Here is a 15909-nt window from a genome sequence, read left to right as displayed (position 1 = left end):
GTGCGTAAGTCGTTGTTGTTTATCTTTGTTATGAAACTGACGCCAGCCATAGAGCATAAATGTTAGGATTGCCACAGAGAGAGAATAGCGAGCATAGAAGGAAAAAAAACTGAATGGGAGAATTTGAGAAGTCAATATCCTTTGACGGACGGGATATTCGACTGAAGGTTGGTCAACTAGCTCCCCAGGCTGGTGGTTCAGTGTTGATCCAATCTGGGGACACAGCAGTTTTGGTGACGGCTACGCGATCGCAAGCCAGAGAGGGCATCGATTTTCTTCCCCTAACAGTAGATTACGAAGAAAGACTGTATGCGGCAGGTAGAATTCCTGGAGGAATAATGCGGCGCGAAGGTCGTCCGCCAGAAAGAGCAATTCTTACCAGCCGTCTCATTGACCGTCCACTACGTCCTTTGTTCCCGTCTTGGTTGCGAGATGACCTGCAAGTTGTTGCCCTGACGCTCTCGATGGATGAGTTGGTGCCACCTGATGTGCTAGCAGTAACAGGTGCTTCGATTGCCACCATGATCGCTAAGATACCATTTAATGGACCGATGGCGGCAGTGCGTGTTGGTCTAGTGGGAGATGATTTTATCATTAACCCTACCTATGCAGAAATAGAAGCTGGAGACTTGGATCTGATAGTTGCCGGTTCACCAGAAGGTGTGATCATGGTGGAAGCAGGAGCCAATCAACTCTCAGAAAGAGACATAATCGAAGCGATTGACTTTGGCTACGAAGCAGTACAGGATTTAATTAAGGCACAGTATGATTTAATTGCCGAACTCGGTCTGGAGATTCCCGTACAGGAGCCACCAGAGGTAGACGCAACCCTGGAAAATTATATACGCGATCGCGCTGCCGAGGAAATTAAGAAAATTCTGTCGCAATTTGATTTGGACAAAACAGCGCGAGATGCAGCTTTGGATGTCGTCAAGGAGTCAATTCAAACGGAGATCGCCGAACTTTCAGAAGAAGACTCTGTTCGCCTTGCAGCATCCGCAAATAATAAAGCAGTTGACAATACTTTCAAAGAACTTACCAAAAAGTTCATGCGCCGTCAAATCATCGAAGATAACGTTCGCGTTGACGGTCGCAAGCTTGATGAAGTACGTCCTGTATCTTGTCACGTTAGCATCGTCCCCAAGCGAGTCCACGGTAGTGGTTTATTTAACCGGGGGCTGACTCAGGTGCTCTCTGCTTGTACTCTCGGCACACCCGGAGATGCCCAATCATTAAACGATGACTTGCAACAGGATCAACACAAGCGCTACATGCACCATTACAACTTCCCACCGTTCTCTGTTGGGGAAACCAAACCCTTACGTGCGCCAGGACGACGGGAAATTGGACACGGGGCGCTTGCAGAAAGAGCTTTATTGCCTGTGCTACCGTCAAAAGAACAATTCCCCTACGTCATTCGGGTGGTATCAGAAGTGCTTTCTTCCAACGGTTCCACCTCAATGGGATCGGTGTGCGCTTCGACACTGGCGTTGATGGATGCAGGCGTCCCCATTTCCCAACCCGTCAGCGGTGCCGCAATGGGTCTGATTAAGGAAGGCGACGAAGTCAGAGTCCTGACTGACATTCAGGGTATTGAAGACTTTTTGGGTGACATGGACTTTAAAGTTGCTGGGACGGAAAAAGGGATTACCGCCTTGCAAATGGATATGAAAATCCCCGGCTTGTCTTTGGATATTATCTCCCAAGCCGTCCACCAAGCCAAAGCAGCACGGTTGCACATTCTGGAGAAAATGCTTCAGACAATTGATCAACCGCGCAGTGAAATGTCACCTTATGCCCCACGCCTGTTGACCATCAAGATTGATCCAGACATGATTGGTCTGGTCATTGGACCCGGAGGCAAGACGATTAAGGGCATCACAGAGGAAACTGGTGCGAGAATTGACATCGAAGATGATGGTACAGTAACCATTTCTGCTGTGGATGAAAGCAAGGCGAAAAAAGCGCGTAACATCATCCAAGGCATGACAAGAAAGCTGAATGAAGGTGATGTTTACGTAGGTCGTGTAACCCGAATTATACCGATAGGTGCGTTTGTAGAATTTCTGCCTGGTAAGGAAGGAATGATCCACATTTCGCAACTTGCTGACTATCGTGTTGGCAAAGTTGAGGATGAAGTCACAGTCGGTGATGAAGTGATTGTCAAAGTGCGAGAAATTGACAACAAAGGCAGGATTAATCTCACCCGTCTAGGTATTCACCCAGATCAGGCAACTGCAGCGCGGGAAGCAGCAGCAGTGAATCGGTAATCTCTGACAGGATTTTAGATTTACCGATTGTGGATGAATCGCAAATTTAAAATCTAGACAGCCGCACGAGTGAACTTGCGGCTAAATCGCAAATTTAAAATCTAGACAGCCGCACGAGTAAACTCGCGGCTACACGGAGAAAGCCCGCCTGCGCGGGCTTTATGATTTCTTGTGAGGACATATAGCGTTTCTGATCTCAATGAAGTACTAATTTATCTGTGTCCATCTGTACGGCAGTTTGCACACTCGGGGGAACCCCCCTCCGGGTATGCCTGCGGCACGCCTGACGGCGTTGGCGTAGCCTGTCCGCAGGACTTACACCAGTCGCCTAGGTCGGGAAACCCTCCTGCATAGCCTGGTTCACCGCAACGCACACAAGAGTCCATCTGTGGTTCATTATTTCTTTGTGTACCTCACCCAATTGCAAACCGCTATAAACGCTGTCACCTCTGGCACTAGTGTGGCATAATCTAAGGCTTACGCCAACCACCCTCTACCTATAGCAGTACAAATACCCAAATACTCCCATTGATGTATTTGAGGTATTTTGAATAAATGTAAAGCTATAAAAAGTTAGCTTTGATTCTCAACTTGACATACAGCATTGTGAGTGCTAAACGTCTACCAGAAACTACAGCCCACGTCAGGATTACCCGCCAATCCTGGCAACACGGCTTTCTTGAAGGTGAAGTGAGAGCAGGTGATTTTGAATGGCAGTTCCAATGGCATTTCCGCCGGGGAGAACTGTCTGTCAAGCCTTCTCAAGGGCGTGCTTTAATCAAAGAGCCTCTCGGTCGCTTCTTAGAACAACGAGACTACCAGCTCGAACCAGGAGGAGACTACGCTTTTACTATTCGGGCTCAACTGTAACAAAGAAGATGGAAGACAGAATTATTTCTTAGTCTTTCTTCTTCTGTTTTCACTCTTCATTCCTCATCACTGATTCAGTTAAACGATTGAGGTATCTTTCAATTAACAGGATAGCTACAATGTCGTCTATTGGTCGTGGTGGTTGTCGCAAGCCTTGTGGTAGAAGCTTCGCAAACCCTTTGGGAGGATACATCTGCCAATAGCGATCGCGTGCCTCTAAGCTGGTGTAGCGCTCATCCACTAAAATAACGTTCAGCGGATCTGCTAATTCATCATACAGTTGCTGTTTCCAGTGTTTTGCTGTGGTTTGGTCCCCCATGATTAGTAAGGAAATGGGGAACTTTTGACGCAGCGACACAATAGCGGCGATCGCCTCAGTTGCCGATACAACTTGGTGATGATATAGTCGCCTATCTAGCCCCATCACAGCTAAACCACACTTATCCCGACCTGGGTCGAAGCCCAAGATAGCTGGTTGAGTTGGTAAAAATTCACGCAAAGTCATAATTAGAAGTGAAAAGTTAAAAATTGTAGAGACCTGCCATAGCACGTTTGTACATTAGTCAAAAGTCAATAGCTTATAAATAATTAATAATTAAAAATTAGTAACGGAGGCATTTTTGAGATTATCCTTAGTTTTTTTAAGTGCTAAAAATCACTTTTCCGTTTTGAATTGCCACCAGTTTTACTTTCAGTGGTCCAGCGGTGTATGTGTCTTCTGCGGCAACAGCTTTGATATCTATTGACTGGTTGTACTGTCTCAACTGAGCGATAAAGCGAATGAAAGTCCCATCTATTTGAATACTTTCTAAAATACCAGCGTTACGGGCGCGAAATTGCGAAGCAGAAATCAGCAGTTCCAACCGCTGCCGTAATTGATAAGATGTCATCGTTTTGGGATCAGCAGTCGTTGCTGCTAGTACCTCACCTCCGGTAAAAACGACTTGATTGCGTGCTGCATCAGCAAAAAATCCAATTTGGTTCTCTCCCCTGACGTAATTACCTGCAGAAAAAATTCGTACCACGTATTCTTGACCATCATCAATCTGGTTGGTCAATTGTTCAACCTGTTCTTGTGTAAATTGCAGGACTCGCGGATTTGTAGGATTTGCCCCAGGTTCAGTTAATTCGATGCTAGCGTTTCGGTTAGCTTCTTGTAAAAGTTGAATGACCAACTGACGCGCTGTAGCAGGCTGATCGACACGAATAACACCTGTAGCAAGAACTTGACCGCGAAAGAGTGCTAGTTTCCCTAAACGCAGGTCACGGTAAGACTGGTAATATTTTTCCAGCCTTGCCAATTCCTGTTCCAAATAGTTTTGTTGTGTTTCCAATTCTTTGAGGCGAGACTCCCGTTGAGTAATCACTTGCTCTCGGGCTGCAATTTCTACATTTCGTTTTTGAATGAGTCGATCCAGTTCGGTAATTTTTTGATCGCGCTGTTCAATTGCTTGCTGTCGGTTGGCTAGTTCGCGATCGCGTTTCTCAATTGCTGCTTTGGCTTGCTCAATTGCTTTTTTAGCTTCAGCGTACAGTCGTTGGCGTTCTAACTTTCTTTGTTCAATTTCTGCCAACAGCTTTTTTTTCTCGTCGTAAACGCTTTGAAGTTCAGCTATGGCTTGTTTATATCGAGTGACTGCAAGACTTAGCTGGTTTTGAGTGCGTTGAAGTTGAGTTTGAGTCTTGGTTTGTTGACTTATGGTGCGGTTGAGTTGAGCCTGAGTTGCCTGTTGTTTGGCGTTTGCCTCCCGCAAGGATTGATTCGTTTGCTGCAAGCGTTCTTCTTGAGCCTTTTGTTCTTTTCTGGCTTGATCTAGCTCTCCTCTTGTTTCCTCTAGCTGCTTTGCTGTTGTTTCTAGTTGTACACGCCTGCGTCTGAGGTCTTTTTGAATATCCTCTAGCTCAAAAACCCCTTTTCGCAAACCGTCATCGGCAGCAAATAAAATCCCGAGGGTTGATGCCGAAATCAAAGTACCTGTAAAAATAGTTACCAACACTGCCGTGTTTTTGGGACGCAGCTTAAATAGTGAGAGCCGTGCCTTGCCAACTCTCGTGCCAATGCGATCGCCTACGGTGGCAATCACGCCTCCCAGAATTAAAATTGCCGCGATTAGGATGTACCCGGTGGTCATCTTTAGCTACCGACGAAATCCTTCCAGATACAGCCTACTACTTCCAGTCACTATCTGTGGGAAATTAGAGATTGGCAAGCATTGACATAACTCAATTTTCACCAGTCTTTATTCCTCAGTTCAAGAGAGTTCTGAGCCGTGAGTCGTGAGTTGTGAGGAATTTTTTCTGACTTTTTTATCTTACTCAAAACTTACGACTCATTGCTCAGTACTGTTTTATGTAAATTGCCGACTTAAGGTAACAGGCTTATGCACAGTAATTTTTTTCTTGTGAATGGAAATCATCTTTTTTTCGCGCAAGTCACCTAGTAATCTAGTAACAGTCACGCGAGTCGAACCAATTGCTTCAGCAATCGCCTGATGAGATAGCTTCAAATCAACTGTGATTCCATCTGCACAAGGAACGCCAAAATCACGACAAAGAATTAACAAAAAACTCACCAATCTAGAACCCATATCTCTGTGAGCGAGTGTTTCTATCATCATTTCTGTCTGTAAAATCCGCGAAGACAGTCCTCGCAGCATTAACATCGACAATTCTGGGTTTTCCTTTAGCGCTTGTTCCACCTGTTCAATTGGTGCTGATAGCAGTTCTACAGATGTAAAAGCAACCGCATGGTAAAACCTATCTGACTTGTTTCCTGTCAGCAAGGACAAGACGCCGAAAACACTATTTTCCCGCAGCAGTGCTACGGTTATTTCTTCTCCAGCTTCATACACCCTGGAGAGTTTAACGGCACCTTTTAATAGAAAAAACACTCGTTCGGCAGGATCGCCGGGGAAAAAGATGGTTTTATTCCGTTCAAACGTTTCCACAACCGGTGGAAACGCTCCGGTCGCCATCTGACGAAAAACATTTGCTAGGGCTTTATCTTGTGTCACTATCATCTCCCTTCCCCTACCCAATGCCGGAAAAACTAAAACCGATTCCCTAAGAATACACCTGAAAAATCAATAACACATTGTCAACCTTTTTGTACTTTCCTATACTTATCATCTTTGCTTCATAGTTATTTGTTCATCATGATACATAATTTCTCATGTTTAGATCTAGTCCTTTCTAATAGTTAATTACAAAACTTTTTTCAAAAGTTTTATGAAGTAAAAAAAATAGACATAGTAATCCTATTGAAGGTGTGGAATTGCGGTAGTTGGGCAGTAGGTAGCAGATAGAGAAATAAATCCCATTGACTACCTAATACCTACTATTTCCTACCTACTATCTACCACCTACTGCCTACTCATAAATCATTGAGGAATGCTATATGTTGGGCATATCTTAAGAATTTAGCGGGGATTTTGTGGTATCCAAAGTTTAGTGAATGAGGGTGTTTGCAAATAGTGCCCAAAACAAAGACAAATCGGTGTCAGATTCTAGTATGCTCAAGCATGAATGTTCACATTAAGAATTTATATGCTGGATCTGACTGGAAAAAATGCCCTAGTAACGGGAATTGCAAACAACCGCTCAATCGCTTGGGGGATCGCTCAACAACTACACAAAGCAGGCGCTAACCTGGGCATTACCTATTTGAGCGATGATAAAGGCAAAATGGAGAAAAAAGTTGCCGAATTGGTCGAACCACTAAACCCTAGTTTGTTTCTTCCTTGTAATGTCCAAAACGACGAGGAGGTCAAGTCTACCTTCGATGAGATCGGCGATAAGTGGGGCAAGTTAGACATTTTTATCCATTGCCTTGCCTATGCCAACAAAGATGATCTCACTGGAGATTTTAGCCAAACCTCCCGTTCTGGCTTTAATCTAGCTTTAGAGGTCAGTACCTACTCCCTAGTGCAACTCGCCGGATATGCTAAACCTTTGATGACACAGGGAGGAAGTATCGTCACTCTCACTTACCTAGGAGGTGTGCGGGCAATTCCCAACTATAATGTGATGGGAGTTGCCAAAGCAGGTTTAGAAGCGTGCGTGCGTTACTTGGCTGCTGAAATGGGTCCGCAAAATATTAGAGTGAACGCCATCTCTGCCGGTCCTATTCGTACTTTAGCCTCTAGTGCCGTAGGAGGCATTTTGGATATGATTCATCATGTGGAGCAGGTGGCTCCCCTACGACGCACTGTCACTCAGGTGGAAGTGGGCAATGCGGCGGCTTTCTTGTGTAGTGATCTGGCAAGTGGAATGACAGGGCAAGTCCTGTATGTGGATGCAGGATATGAAATCATGGGAATGTAAAGTCAGTACAGCTAATTGCTATTTCTGTATTTATCATTAGCAATTAGCTGTTAGCAAATGGCTCTGACCCATTACTCTATCGTAAGCATAAGCTAGGTTCTGTATGCAAATAAGCGATGCCGACCGCAAGGACTCCGTCCTACGCCCAATTCTCCCTTCACACCAAGAACAACCTCCCAGTGGCGCTCGTATTGCCGAAATTAGTCGCACGACAAGCGAAACAGATGTGTATGTCAGAGTCAACCTGGATGGTACAGGTGTTTGTAATGCAGCAACCGGCATTCCCTTTTTGGATCATATGCTGCATCAAATTGCTTCCCACGGGTTATTTGACTTAGAGGTTAGAGCAACCGGAGATTTGCACATTGACGACCACCACACCAACGAAGATGTGGGTATTACCTTAGGTCAAGCTATTAGCAAGGCACTTGGCGATAAGAAAGGTATTGTCCGTTTCGGTAACTTCCTCGCACCTCTTGATGAAGCACTCATTCAAGTGGCGCTGGACTTTTCCGGACGCCCCCACCTCAGCTACGGCTTGCAAATTCCCACCCAACGGGTAGGAACCTACGACACCCAATTAGTGCGCGAATTCTTTGTGGCTTTAGTGAACCATAGCCAAATGACGCTGCACATTCGCGCCTTGGATGGCATAAATTCCCATCACATTATTGAAGCAACATTTAAGGCATTTGCTAGGGCAATGCGGATGGCGGTGGAAATCGACTCTCGTCGTGCTGGTACGATTCCTAGTTCTAAGGGGATGTTGTGAAGGAGTCAAGGAGTGGGGGGAGTAGGGGGAGATAAAGAGTATCTCATCTCCCTCCACTTCCTCCACTCCCCTCATTTCCCTACTGAAGGGACTTTAGTCAATAAGGTGTTATTATTGTCAGTCTACTGGGTAATTTGTCATTAGATCTGATTTTGTCAGTTGCATTAAGCACAACATGATGTCTGTCGCAGACGCCCCTGATTCTCAACTGAATACCACAGGCATTCCGCCAGTTGTCCTAACGTCTGAGTTGCGAAAAGTCTATCGCACAGGCTTTTTTTTGAATCAAAAAGTCGTATCCCTGAAAAGCTGTTCTTTGAAAGTTTATAAGGGAGAAACTTTTGGATTACTCGGACCAAATGGTGCTGGGAAAACTACGCTGTTGAAATTGCTGCTGGGAATTATTCGTCCAACGTCAGGACGGGGATTGCTTTTAGGTAGACCACTGGGCGATCGCAGTATTAAGGAACGCATCGGCTACTTAAGCGAAACTCCCTATTTGTATGATTACCTCACTGGCTGGGAATTTTTAGAACTGGCGGCTGGGCTATTCCAAATTCCTAAAAAGGTGCAACGTCAACGCATTCCCCAACTGCTGGAATTGGTGGGGTTATCCCAAGCAGACGCCCGCAAAAAGCTCCTTCGTCGCTACTCAAAAGGAATGCTACAGCGTGTCGGTATGGCGCAGGCACTTATTAACGACCCAGAATTGGTGTTTCTTGATGAACCGATGTCGGGTCTTGACCCTGTGGGACGTTACCAAATGCGGGAAATTATCCTAGCGCTGAAAGCCGCAGGTAAGACGATTTTTTTCAACAGCCATGTACTTAGTGAAGTTGAGCAAATTTGCGATCGCGTTGCTATCCTTGCTCAAGGAGAATTGATTTCCTTCGGTTTTCTTGATGAACTATTAGGAACAAGTAACGTATACTATGTCAAAGGTCACGGTGGTGATGCGGAAATTGTCAAAAAATGGGTTCCTAATCTAGAGTATCAGCCTGATGGTTCTTGGCAAGGTGAAGTACAAGGCGATGTTTATGATTTTCTTGCCAGTCTTCGCCTGATGGGAGGGCAAATCATTGCTCTGAGTTTGTCTCGTCCTTCTTTGGAGCAGTTTTTTGTGCAACAAATCCAACGACACAGGAACTCTCTTGGTTAGTTTAATACTCGTCTAACTAACTTTTTGCCTCAATACCATCCTTAGTCACAGATTCTGTGGAACAAAAAAGAACACATGGCAATTTGTTGATAGAGAAAATATACAGTCTCAAAGCTTTATCTGGTTTTCCTAATATTTTTATCAAGGGTCTCATTCTACTTTTCTTACACCCAATTTTTAGGAAAAAATATTTTTGTCTATACTATACTTTGTTAATAGGAAATTAATAATATAAAATCTAGTAATAACTACGACACATTTTTTAAAATTAGATATAATAACGTTTTCAACTTTAAAATAACTTCACTAAAAATTCAAATTTAATCAACAATTATACTCCTGAAAAAGCATTTTTTGTCAGAAAATAAGAGTGTTAGGGAACTTGAATAGGTAAGAATAGTCAAGCTTAAAATGTTTAAACAGTACTTTACTAATAGTAGTCTCAGGTAAATATGCATAATACAAGGTTAAAATTTATCAGCCTACCATTTGGGGGTGTGTTATTGTTAACTGCTGTTAATATCACTTTTGCGCCTGCTAGCTTAGCTCAGAATCAAGTCAAACAACCAACAAGAAAGATAAATACAAACAATATACAAAGACAAGCCGTACCATCAACGAGACAGACAGATACAAACTATACTCAAAGACCAGCCGCACCAGCAGCAGCGACACAGATAGATACAAACTATACATTAGGAGGCGGCGATCGCATCAGAGTCAGCGTATTTGAAGTTCCCGAATATTCAGGCGAGTACCAGATTCCCCCAGGTGGCGGGATAAACTTACCGTTAGTTGGTAGCGTATCCGTTTTAGGGCTAACAACAGAACAAGCAGCTGACTTAATTGCTCAGAGATATTCTCGCTATCTCAAGCGCCCTATTATATCAGTCAATCTGTTATCATCGCGTCCGATCAATATTACTGTTGCCGGAGAGGTGACACGTCCAGGAGCGTACAGTCTCAGCTTGCAAGGAGGCGCAGGCGACAATCCTGGTGTACAATACCCAACTGTATTAGCTGCATTGACGACAGCTCAGGGAACGACACAGAGTGCGGATCTGACTAGAGTGGAATTGCGGCGTAAGCTAGGACGAGGTCCAGAACAATTCATCACTCTCAATTTGAGGGAGTTCTTACGAACAGGCTCACTACCACAGGATATTACCTTGCGAGATGGAGACACAATCTATGTGCCCATGGCAAGCAATTTAGACTTGGCAGATGCACGAAATTTATCCGCCGCCAGCTTTGCCGCCGACCCCACCAGACCCCGCACGGTAGCAGTCATTGGTGAAGTTATCCGTCCTGGAACCTATTTGGTTACCCAAGGTGGCGCGGAAGGGGCAAACACCAATAGCCCAACTGGTGCGCCAAGTGTAACAGGTCTGCCAACTGTAACACGGGCATTGCAGTTAGCGGGAGGAATCACGCCACAAGCGGATATTCGCAATGTTGTGATCCGCCGACCCACAAGAACTGGTGGAGAACAAAGTATAAAGCTTGACCTGTGGCGACTAGTGACAAATGCTGACATTAATCAAGACGTGATTGTGCAAGACGGAGATACAATTGTGTTTCCGACTGCAACGGAAATCAACCGAGCAGAAGCGACTCAATTAGCTACGACGACTTTATCGCCCACACGTATCCAAGTAGGTGTGGTAGGCGAAGTGAAAAGACCTGGGCCAGTAGATATTCAGCCGAATAGCACTTTAAATCAAGCACTACTTGCCGCAGGTGGATTCAACGATGCAAGAGCCAGCAGTGCTAGAGTTGATTTGGTTCGCCTCAATCCTGATGGTTCTGTGACTAAACGTAACGTAAAAATCGATTTTGCAGCAGGAATTAACGAGCAAACGAATCCCATACTCCGCAACAATGATGTTGTCGTCGTCTACCGCTCTGGCGCAGCCAAGACTGGTGACACCATTGGTACAATCATAAATCCTTTCAGTGCTGTCTTAGGTGTTTTCAGAGCTTTATTCGGATTTTAGGAATCATCCCAAACTCGGGAGGTCGGTTAACCCTCCCTGTTTCTAACATAATGCGGCAAGGAGTCCCCCGGTATAACGCAGCTTACTGGGTGGGGAATTGTCGCGATTTACTGGGGGGCAACTGTTGCTCAACATATTTCTTGAAATTCCTCAATCCAGGAGTTAAACTTCAGGAGATTATTTAAGGATTTAAGGATTTTTATTGACTTCTTCTTCTTTCCCATAACGACGTAGTATCAATTTTCCCTGGGAAGAAACACAACTGACTCGCACTCCTTGAGTGATCCGAAAATGGTCAATATCTCCCATATTAGTATATTTATCGTACTGCAATCCCCCATGCTCTTTGAGAATGCTAGTATCACCATTTGAATTTGTTAATAAACAAGAAACTTTAGCTAGAGTTTCTTGTAGTTTTACCCTTGGTTTCTCCTCTCGTTCTCTGTTATAATCAGAGCTAAATGAATTTTGATATTCTAATCTAGGGAATAAGAGTAAATCTCCTGAAAGTAATTCATCTTTACACTGGTTCCAAATTAACTGTCCCCAAGTTGAAAGCATCATTTTACCGTCAATTTCTGCCAGCATCGCTTCGGGTATTCCTACCGTTTCATTTGCAGCAAGTTCAACACCAGCATCAAGCAATGCTAATTGAAGTGAATGAGGTTTAATTAAAGAAATATCAACAGCAATGGGTAGGCGTGGGATAGTAATTAATTCAGATTTTTCTCCTTCAAAGATGTAGATGATTTCATCAGCATAGAACATTCCGATGGAATTAAGATAACCTTGTAAACTCTTAAAACTGCCTACCAGATTAAAACAAATTTTGTATTGACTTTCCTTCAGTGGCGGTATTGTCTTTTGCAACCAAACAATTAATTCATCAATTCCTAAAGAAAAAGCCTCAGTGCTAGCAGTAGAAAGTCCACTGAGATGAGGAATATTAATATTGTTTACTCCTTGTTTTCTGAGAAAATCTTCAACAATTTGAGCGGAGGTTTTTCCTTGCGCTGTATCGGTAGCGATCAGAAAGTGTATGTCTTCTTTTCCTTGACTTAAATTTTCTTGATAAATGCCATAAATCCCATTTAATTCGGCACTAGAACGGCGAATTTGGCTAATTTTCGCACTTGAAAGTTGTGCATCTGCTCTTTGCTTGAGGGTAGAAATAATATTTTTGACATTTTCTGGAGTTTCTTTTTCGCTGAGATTTGCTGTGTCTCGCAAGTGGGAATACCAATCTTTTTCATCAGGATTAGCGCGGTTGATTTGATTGGTAAGTAAACTGGTGCCAATAGTGGAAATAATGACTCGACGCATGATATTTTAGTGGGGAAAAGTGCGGTTAGGTTATGAGTTCTCTGTTTTTTTATTCATCTCTATTTACATGGCGATGAATTGATTTTATATATTAAAAAGTTGAGTATTTTATGTCCATGTAAATAGAGATTTTCAATCTGAGATTTCTAATATTCCAAAACTAATATCATGTCCTTTACCATAGTTTTTTAAAACCTCTTGGTCGATTTTGTTGAGAATTGAGGAACTGCACAAACTGCCGGGACTCAGTAGAATCATCGGGAAATAAAGTTAAAAGCTCAAAGTATTTTGGGGTTGTCCTTGGAATTGGTTTTCCGTCAGGATCTTCGGGATTTTTGACTAACCTGACAAAAGGGTACATCCGATGCCATAATCGACCAATTTGCCCCATTTGTCCAGTCACTGACGAGCGGTAAATAGAACCTTCTGGCTGTACTCCACGAATTTCCTCTTGATAAGGTTTGTGCAACCAAAAAATAGCTTCAGAGTCTTCTTTGCTATCAGCTTCTCGTCCCCATACCTGCACTGTACTTGGATGCCATGCTTCGCGCCAAGCTGCTTTTTGAGCGGGATTGGGAGTCATACCTTGAAGTTGCATCCAGTCTTGAGCTGTTTGCCGTACTCTATTAATAAATCCACCCACTTGCTCTAACTTACGCACTTGCACATCTCGAGAGAGCGATCGCTCTCCCAACCACTGCCAATGACACCCAATTAAAGGCTTGTATCCATTCTCATAATATTCTTCATAAAATAGGCGATGGTCTGCCCTGCGCCAAGATTTCCCAAAACCACCTAAAACCATAGCGAACTGGGTTAAACTCGCTACTAATTTTGTTAGAGCTTCCTTATGTTCTGGATTTTCTAGTTTACGATTCAACAACCAAACTAAATCCCCTTCGACATTGTAAGTCGGTGTAGAGTAGTTACCAGATCCAAAACTTTCCATATCTAGACGAGAATCTCGGAAGCTCATACCCAAAAGTCCAACAGTTGCACCGCCTCTCACCCCACCAAAGAGATTATCAACAATCCTATCTGCCATTTCTGCGTCGGTCAGTCCACCAAACAAACGCAGTGCATGACCTCGCAAAGCAGCTCTAAAAATATTAGCTCGAAACTCTCCAGTCCCATCTCCATCAATCAGTTTGGCTGCTTGCCCCTGACCTTTTAAACAAGTTCGGTAAATAACATTACCTGTATTATTTTGGGGTTGACCGTACCCAGCCGAGACGCGGCAACCAATTCCGGTAGAAAGTGCTTTTTCCCAAATATTCCAGATTGTCTTCCATTCCGATTCATCCAGCTTGGTATTACTGGAAATATTAAATTTTAGTTTTGGTTTATACAAAGAAATCTGGATAAACGCGCCTGATTCTTTGTTGTTATCCTTCACTTGCCAATTTTGCTGGGGATGAACAATATCCACCAGGTTCTCAGTCCAATCAGTATTTGTAGGGTAACCGCCATGAAAGCGGAGAATTCCTGGTATAAAATCTCCACCAGGGAGAGACTTGCCGCAATAGCGTTCCGCTTGCTCTTTTGTACAAGCACGTCGAAAAATACCCTTCATGCTGCTACCAGGATAAAAGGGCCAGCCTTTCGCGCCAATTACCGGACGAATGACACTACCATCTTGACCGCTATTGGTAATAAATCGCCAAGTCAATGCAGAAGTGCGAGTTTGAACCTCATTACCAGGTTCTTTGAGATGGGGATAAGCTTTATCTACCCACTCCGAAGCCCAACGTGTGGCATCTTGCTCATTAGCACCAGGAATAAGTCGTTGGATTTGGCAACGTCCGCCAATCTGTGCGCGAAACATCAATTGGAACTTTTTTAGCTGCATCGGAAATTACAGGCATTAATTGTTTCCTTTATAACGTTGCGTCCACCAAACAATACAGTCACATAGTTGCGTTAAAACTGCTAAAGCCACTCTTTGGTCGTCAAGGCTCAACTTCCAGAGTTCATCAGACATTGCTTGAATCTGACTAGCGTTATTAACACTAACGGTTTTATTTGGGATTGTTACTCCTGTTTGCTTCATAATTTCTACAAAAGCATTCCAGGTTTCTTTCCAATATTGGGATTTCTCTGGTTCTTTACCTTGCAAGCGCAGGTGTTCTCCCCAAAAACGCTCTAACCCATACGCAACAGTCATCCGCATAACGTGAGATTGGTTAAGGGACTTCTCATCGCGCTTTTTTGCTGCCAAGACTAATTTTTGAGCTTCCCGATCTAAACCGTAGGAATTCCAAGCCATTATTAATACTCTCCTACCAATGTCACGGAACAACGACCAAACCCAATCGACTCCAACCCCCCAAAATAAAGCTCTTGAGATCGGCTTTGAGCAAATGGTTTCCAGCCTTGCTCCTTCAAAGCAACGGGGAAAACCAATACACAGCCCTCCGGTAACGCTTCTACGTTAAAAAACGCACCTCCATCTACTTTTTTCTCGGTATCTGAAAGCTTCACGCGACTTTGGCGGTAAAGTGCCATATCGTGCAGTATGGAAATATCTTTATCAGCAACTACAACCAAACTATCTGAACCGATATCAGTTCCATTTGGTATCCAAGCCGATAAATCTTTCTCATGCTCGATTTCCAAAAATCCCAAGTTGAAAAACAAAACTTTACGATTATTACCAACTTGACGACCCTGTAAAGTTTTGGGTGCTGTGTAAGGCTCAGGTATGGGTGCAGAAATACCAGTAATTTTCTTATAGCGTTTGAGTAGGGAGGGACAAGTAACCCAAACAATGGGTTGACCAGGGCAAAATACCGGAAGCCATACTAAGGAAGCATATTCAAACTTTACCCGTGCTTCCGTAGTTTTGTTTTCCTCTCCTGGTGTGGCTTCATGACCGTACCATTTTCTTTCCGTCTCGTTTTTTCTTTTTTCTAACTCTTCGTGACTTTTTCCATCACTACTAATCTCTGTGTTGTCACCCTTTACTTTCTGGCGCATATCTGACCTAAATCTACCGCGAATCGAACTACCAGGAATTATCCCCGTTTGGGTAAATTGGTCGCGGAAAATCAAGTTGAGATTACCCGTTTCTTCTCCTGCACTGGCTCCGACATGCAAGGGAGCGAGGGTTTCAATGATGCCGTATGCTTTATGATACATTATTGAGATTTTTGATTTTGGGTTTTAGTACAATTCTCGTTTTGAGATGCTACCCGA

General features: G+C 43.8%; 14 protein-coding genes. 6 read left to right on the top strand and 8 right to left on the bottom strand.

Annotated elements, in window-relative coordinates:
* Positions 1-113 precede the first annotated feature (113 nt).
* Complete coding sequence (locus MAS10914_RS0106945; RefSeq protein WP_017315188.1) at positions 114-2270, top strand: polyribonucleotide nucleotidyltransferase; 2157 nt, start codon at positions 114-116, stop codon at positions 2268-2270.
* Positions 2271-2482: 212 nt separating this feature from the next.
* Here the strand turns inward: MAS10914_RS0106945 and MAS10914_RS35390 are convergent, their stop codons facing one another.
* Positions 2483-2656 (bottom strand): hypothetical protein, encoded by a 174-nt coding sequence (locus MAS10914_RS35390; protein WP_232224121.1) that lies wholly within the window; start codon positions 2654-2656, stop codon positions 2483-2485.
* A gap of 220 nt (positions 2657-2876) precedes the next feature.
* Here MAS10914_RS35390 and MAS10914_RS0106940 point away from each other — a divergent pair, with 220 nt between their 5' ends.
* Positions 2877-3140: a DUF3146 family protein gene (locus MAS10914_RS0106940; RefSeq protein ID WP_026082382.1), complete on the top strand. Its 264-nt coding sequence runs from the start codon at positions 2877-2879 to the stop codon at positions 3138-3140.
* A 49-nt stretch (positions 3141-3189) separates the two neighbouring features.
* Here MAS10914_RS0106940 and MAS10914_RS0106935 read toward each other — a convergent pair whose 3' ends face one another.
* The 3 genes from MAS10914_RS0106935 to ntcA form a co-directional block, all read right to left on the bottom strand.
* Complete coding sequence (locus MAS10914_RS0106935) at positions 3190-3645, bottom strand: pre-16S rRNA-processing nuclease YqgF (RefSeq protein ID WP_017315186.1); 456 nt, start codon at positions 3643-3645, stop codon at positions 3190-3192.
* Between the two features lie 136 nt (positions 3646-3781).
* Entirely contained in the window at positions 3782-5272 is a 1491-nt protein-coding gene (locus MAS10914_RS0106930) for a DUF3084 domain-containing protein (protein ID WP_017315185.1), read from the bottom strand.
* 216 nt (positions 5273-5488) lie between these two features.
* On the bottom strand, positions 5489-6160 hold the full coding sequence (gene ntcA / locus MAS10914_RS0106925; RefSeq protein WP_017315184.1) for a global nitrogen regulator NtcA: 672 nt from the start codon (positions 6158-6160) through the stop codon (positions 5489-5491).
* Between the two features lie 526 nt (positions 6161-6686).
* On the opposite strand from ntcA, the gene fabI reads away from it, so the two are divergent.
* The 4 genes from fabI (at position 6687) to MAS10914_RS0106905 (ending at position 11391) form a co-directional block, all read left to right on the top strand.
* Positions 6687-7463, top strand: a complete 777-nt coding sequence (gene fabI, locus MAS10914_RS0106920; RefSeq protein ID WP_017315183.1) for an enoyl-ACP reductase FabI — start codon at positions 6687-6689, stop codon at positions 7461-7463.
* A gap of 103 nt (positions 7464-7566) precedes the next feature.
* A complete protein-coding gene (gene hisB / locus MAS10914_RS0106915; protein ID WP_017315182.1) occupies positions 7567-8235 on the top strand; it encodes an imidazoleglycerol-phosphate dehydratase HisB in 669 nt (222 codons plus the stop codon).
* 175 nt (positions 8236-8410) lie between these two features.
* Positions 8411-9394 (top strand): ABC transporter ATP-binding protein, encoded by a 984-nt coding sequence (locus MAS10914_RS0106910; RefSeq protein ID WP_026082381.1) that lies wholly within the window; start codon positions 8411-8413, stop codon positions 9392-9394.
* Positions 9395-9846: 452 nt separating this feature from the next.
* On the top strand, positions 9847-11391 hold the full coding sequence (locus MAS10914_RS0106905; protein WP_017315180.1) for a polysaccharide biosynthesis/export family protein: 1545 nt from the start codon (positions 9847-9849) through the stop codon (positions 11389-11391).
* Positions 11392-11580: 189 nt separating this feature from the next.
* On the opposite strand, the gene MAS10914_RS0106900 is transcribed toward MAS10914_RS0106905, so the two are convergent.
* The 4 genes from MAS10914_RS0106900 to MAS10914_RS0106885 form a co-directional block, all read right to left on the bottom strand.
* Complete coding sequence (locus MAS10914_RS0106900) at positions 11581-12714, bottom strand: hypothetical protein (protein WP_017315179.1); 1134 nt, start codon at positions 12712-12714, stop codon at positions 11581-11583.
* A gap of 175 nt (positions 12715-12889) precedes the next feature.
* Positions 12890-14563 carry a hypothetical protein gene (locus MAS10914_RS0106895; protein ID WP_017315178.1) on the bottom strand — a complete coding sequence of 558 codons (1674 nt, stop codon included), beginning with the start codon at positions 14561-14563 and terminating at the stop codon, positions 12890-12892.
* Positions 14564-14578: 15 nt separating this feature from the next.
* Complete coding sequence (locus MAS10914_RS0106890) at positions 14579-14980, bottom strand: hypothetical protein (RefSeq protein WP_017315177.1); 402 nt, start codon at positions 14978-14980, stop codon at positions 14579-14581.
* A gap of 2 nt (positions 14981-14982) precedes the next feature.
* Positions 14983-15852, bottom strand: a complete 870-nt coding sequence (locus MAS10914_RS0106885; RefSeq protein ID WP_017315176.1) for an RAMP superfamily CRISPR-associated protein — start codon at positions 15850-15852, stop codon at positions 14983-14985.
* Positions 15853-15909: the final 57 nt, after the last annotated feature.

This window comes from Mastigocladopsis repens PCC 10914 (genome assembly GCF_000315565.1).
Taxonomy (GTDB): domain Bacteria; phylum Cyanobacteriota; class Cyanobacteriia; order Cyanobacteriales; family Nostocaceae; genus Mastigocladopsis; species Mastigocladopsis repens.
This window is presented reverse-complemented; position numbering and strand designations above follow the sequence as displayed.

Bases quoted from the DNA above. Each gene is read 5' to 3' on its own strand.
- MAS10914_RS0106905 (WP_017315180.1), top strand. From the start codon at position 9,847: ATGCATAATACAAGGTTAAAATTTATCAGCCTACCATTTGGGGGTGTG.
- MAS10914_RS0106935 (WP_017315186.1), bottom strand. From the start codon at position 3,645: ATGACTTTGCGTGAATTTTTACCAACTCAACCAGCTATCTTGGGCTTC.
- hisB (WP_017315182.1), top strand. From the start codon at position 7,567: ATGCAAATAAGCGATGCCGACCGCAAGGACTCCGTCCTACGCCCAATT.
- ntcA (WP_017315184.1), bottom strand. From the start codon at position 6,160: ATGATAGTGACACAAGATAAAGCCCTAGCAAATGTTTTTCGTCAGATG.
- fabI (WP_017315183.1), top strand. From the start codon at position 6,687: ATGCTGGATCTGACTGGAAAAAATGCCCTAGTAACGGGAATTGCAAAC.
- MAS10914_RS0106930 (WP_017315185.1), bottom strand. From the start codon at position 5,272: ATGACCACCGGGTACATCCTAATCGCGGCAATTTTAATTCTGGGAGGC.
- MAS10914_RS0106895 (WP_017315178.1), bottom strand. From the start codon at position 14,563: ATGCAGCTAAAAAAGTTCCAATTGATGTTTCGCGCACAGATTGGCGGA.
- MAS10914_RS0106910 (WP_026082381.1), top strand. From the start codon at position 8,411: ATGATGTCTGTCGCAGACGCCCCTGATTCTCAACTGAATACCACAGGC.
- MAS10914_RS0106890 (WP_017315177.1), bottom strand. From the start codon at position 14,980: ATGGCTTGGAATTCCTACGGTTTAGATCGGGAAGCTCAAAAATTAGTC.
- MAS10914_RS35390 (WP_232224121.1), bottom strand. From the start codon at position 2,656: ATGGACTCTTGTGTGCGTTGCGGTGAACCAGGCTATGCAGGAGGGTTT.
- MAS10914_RS0106945 (WP_017315188.1), top strand. From the start codon at position 114: ATGGGAGAATTTGAGAAGTCAATATCCTTTGACGGACGGGATATTCGA.
- MAS10914_RS0106900 (WP_017315179.1), bottom strand. From the start codon at position 12,714: ATGCGTCGAGTCATTATTTCCACTATTGGCACCAGTTTACTTACCAAT.
- MAS10914_RS0106885 (WP_017315176.1), bottom strand. From the start codon at position 15,852: ATGTATCATAAAGCATACGGCATCATTGAAACCCTCGCTCCCTTGCAT.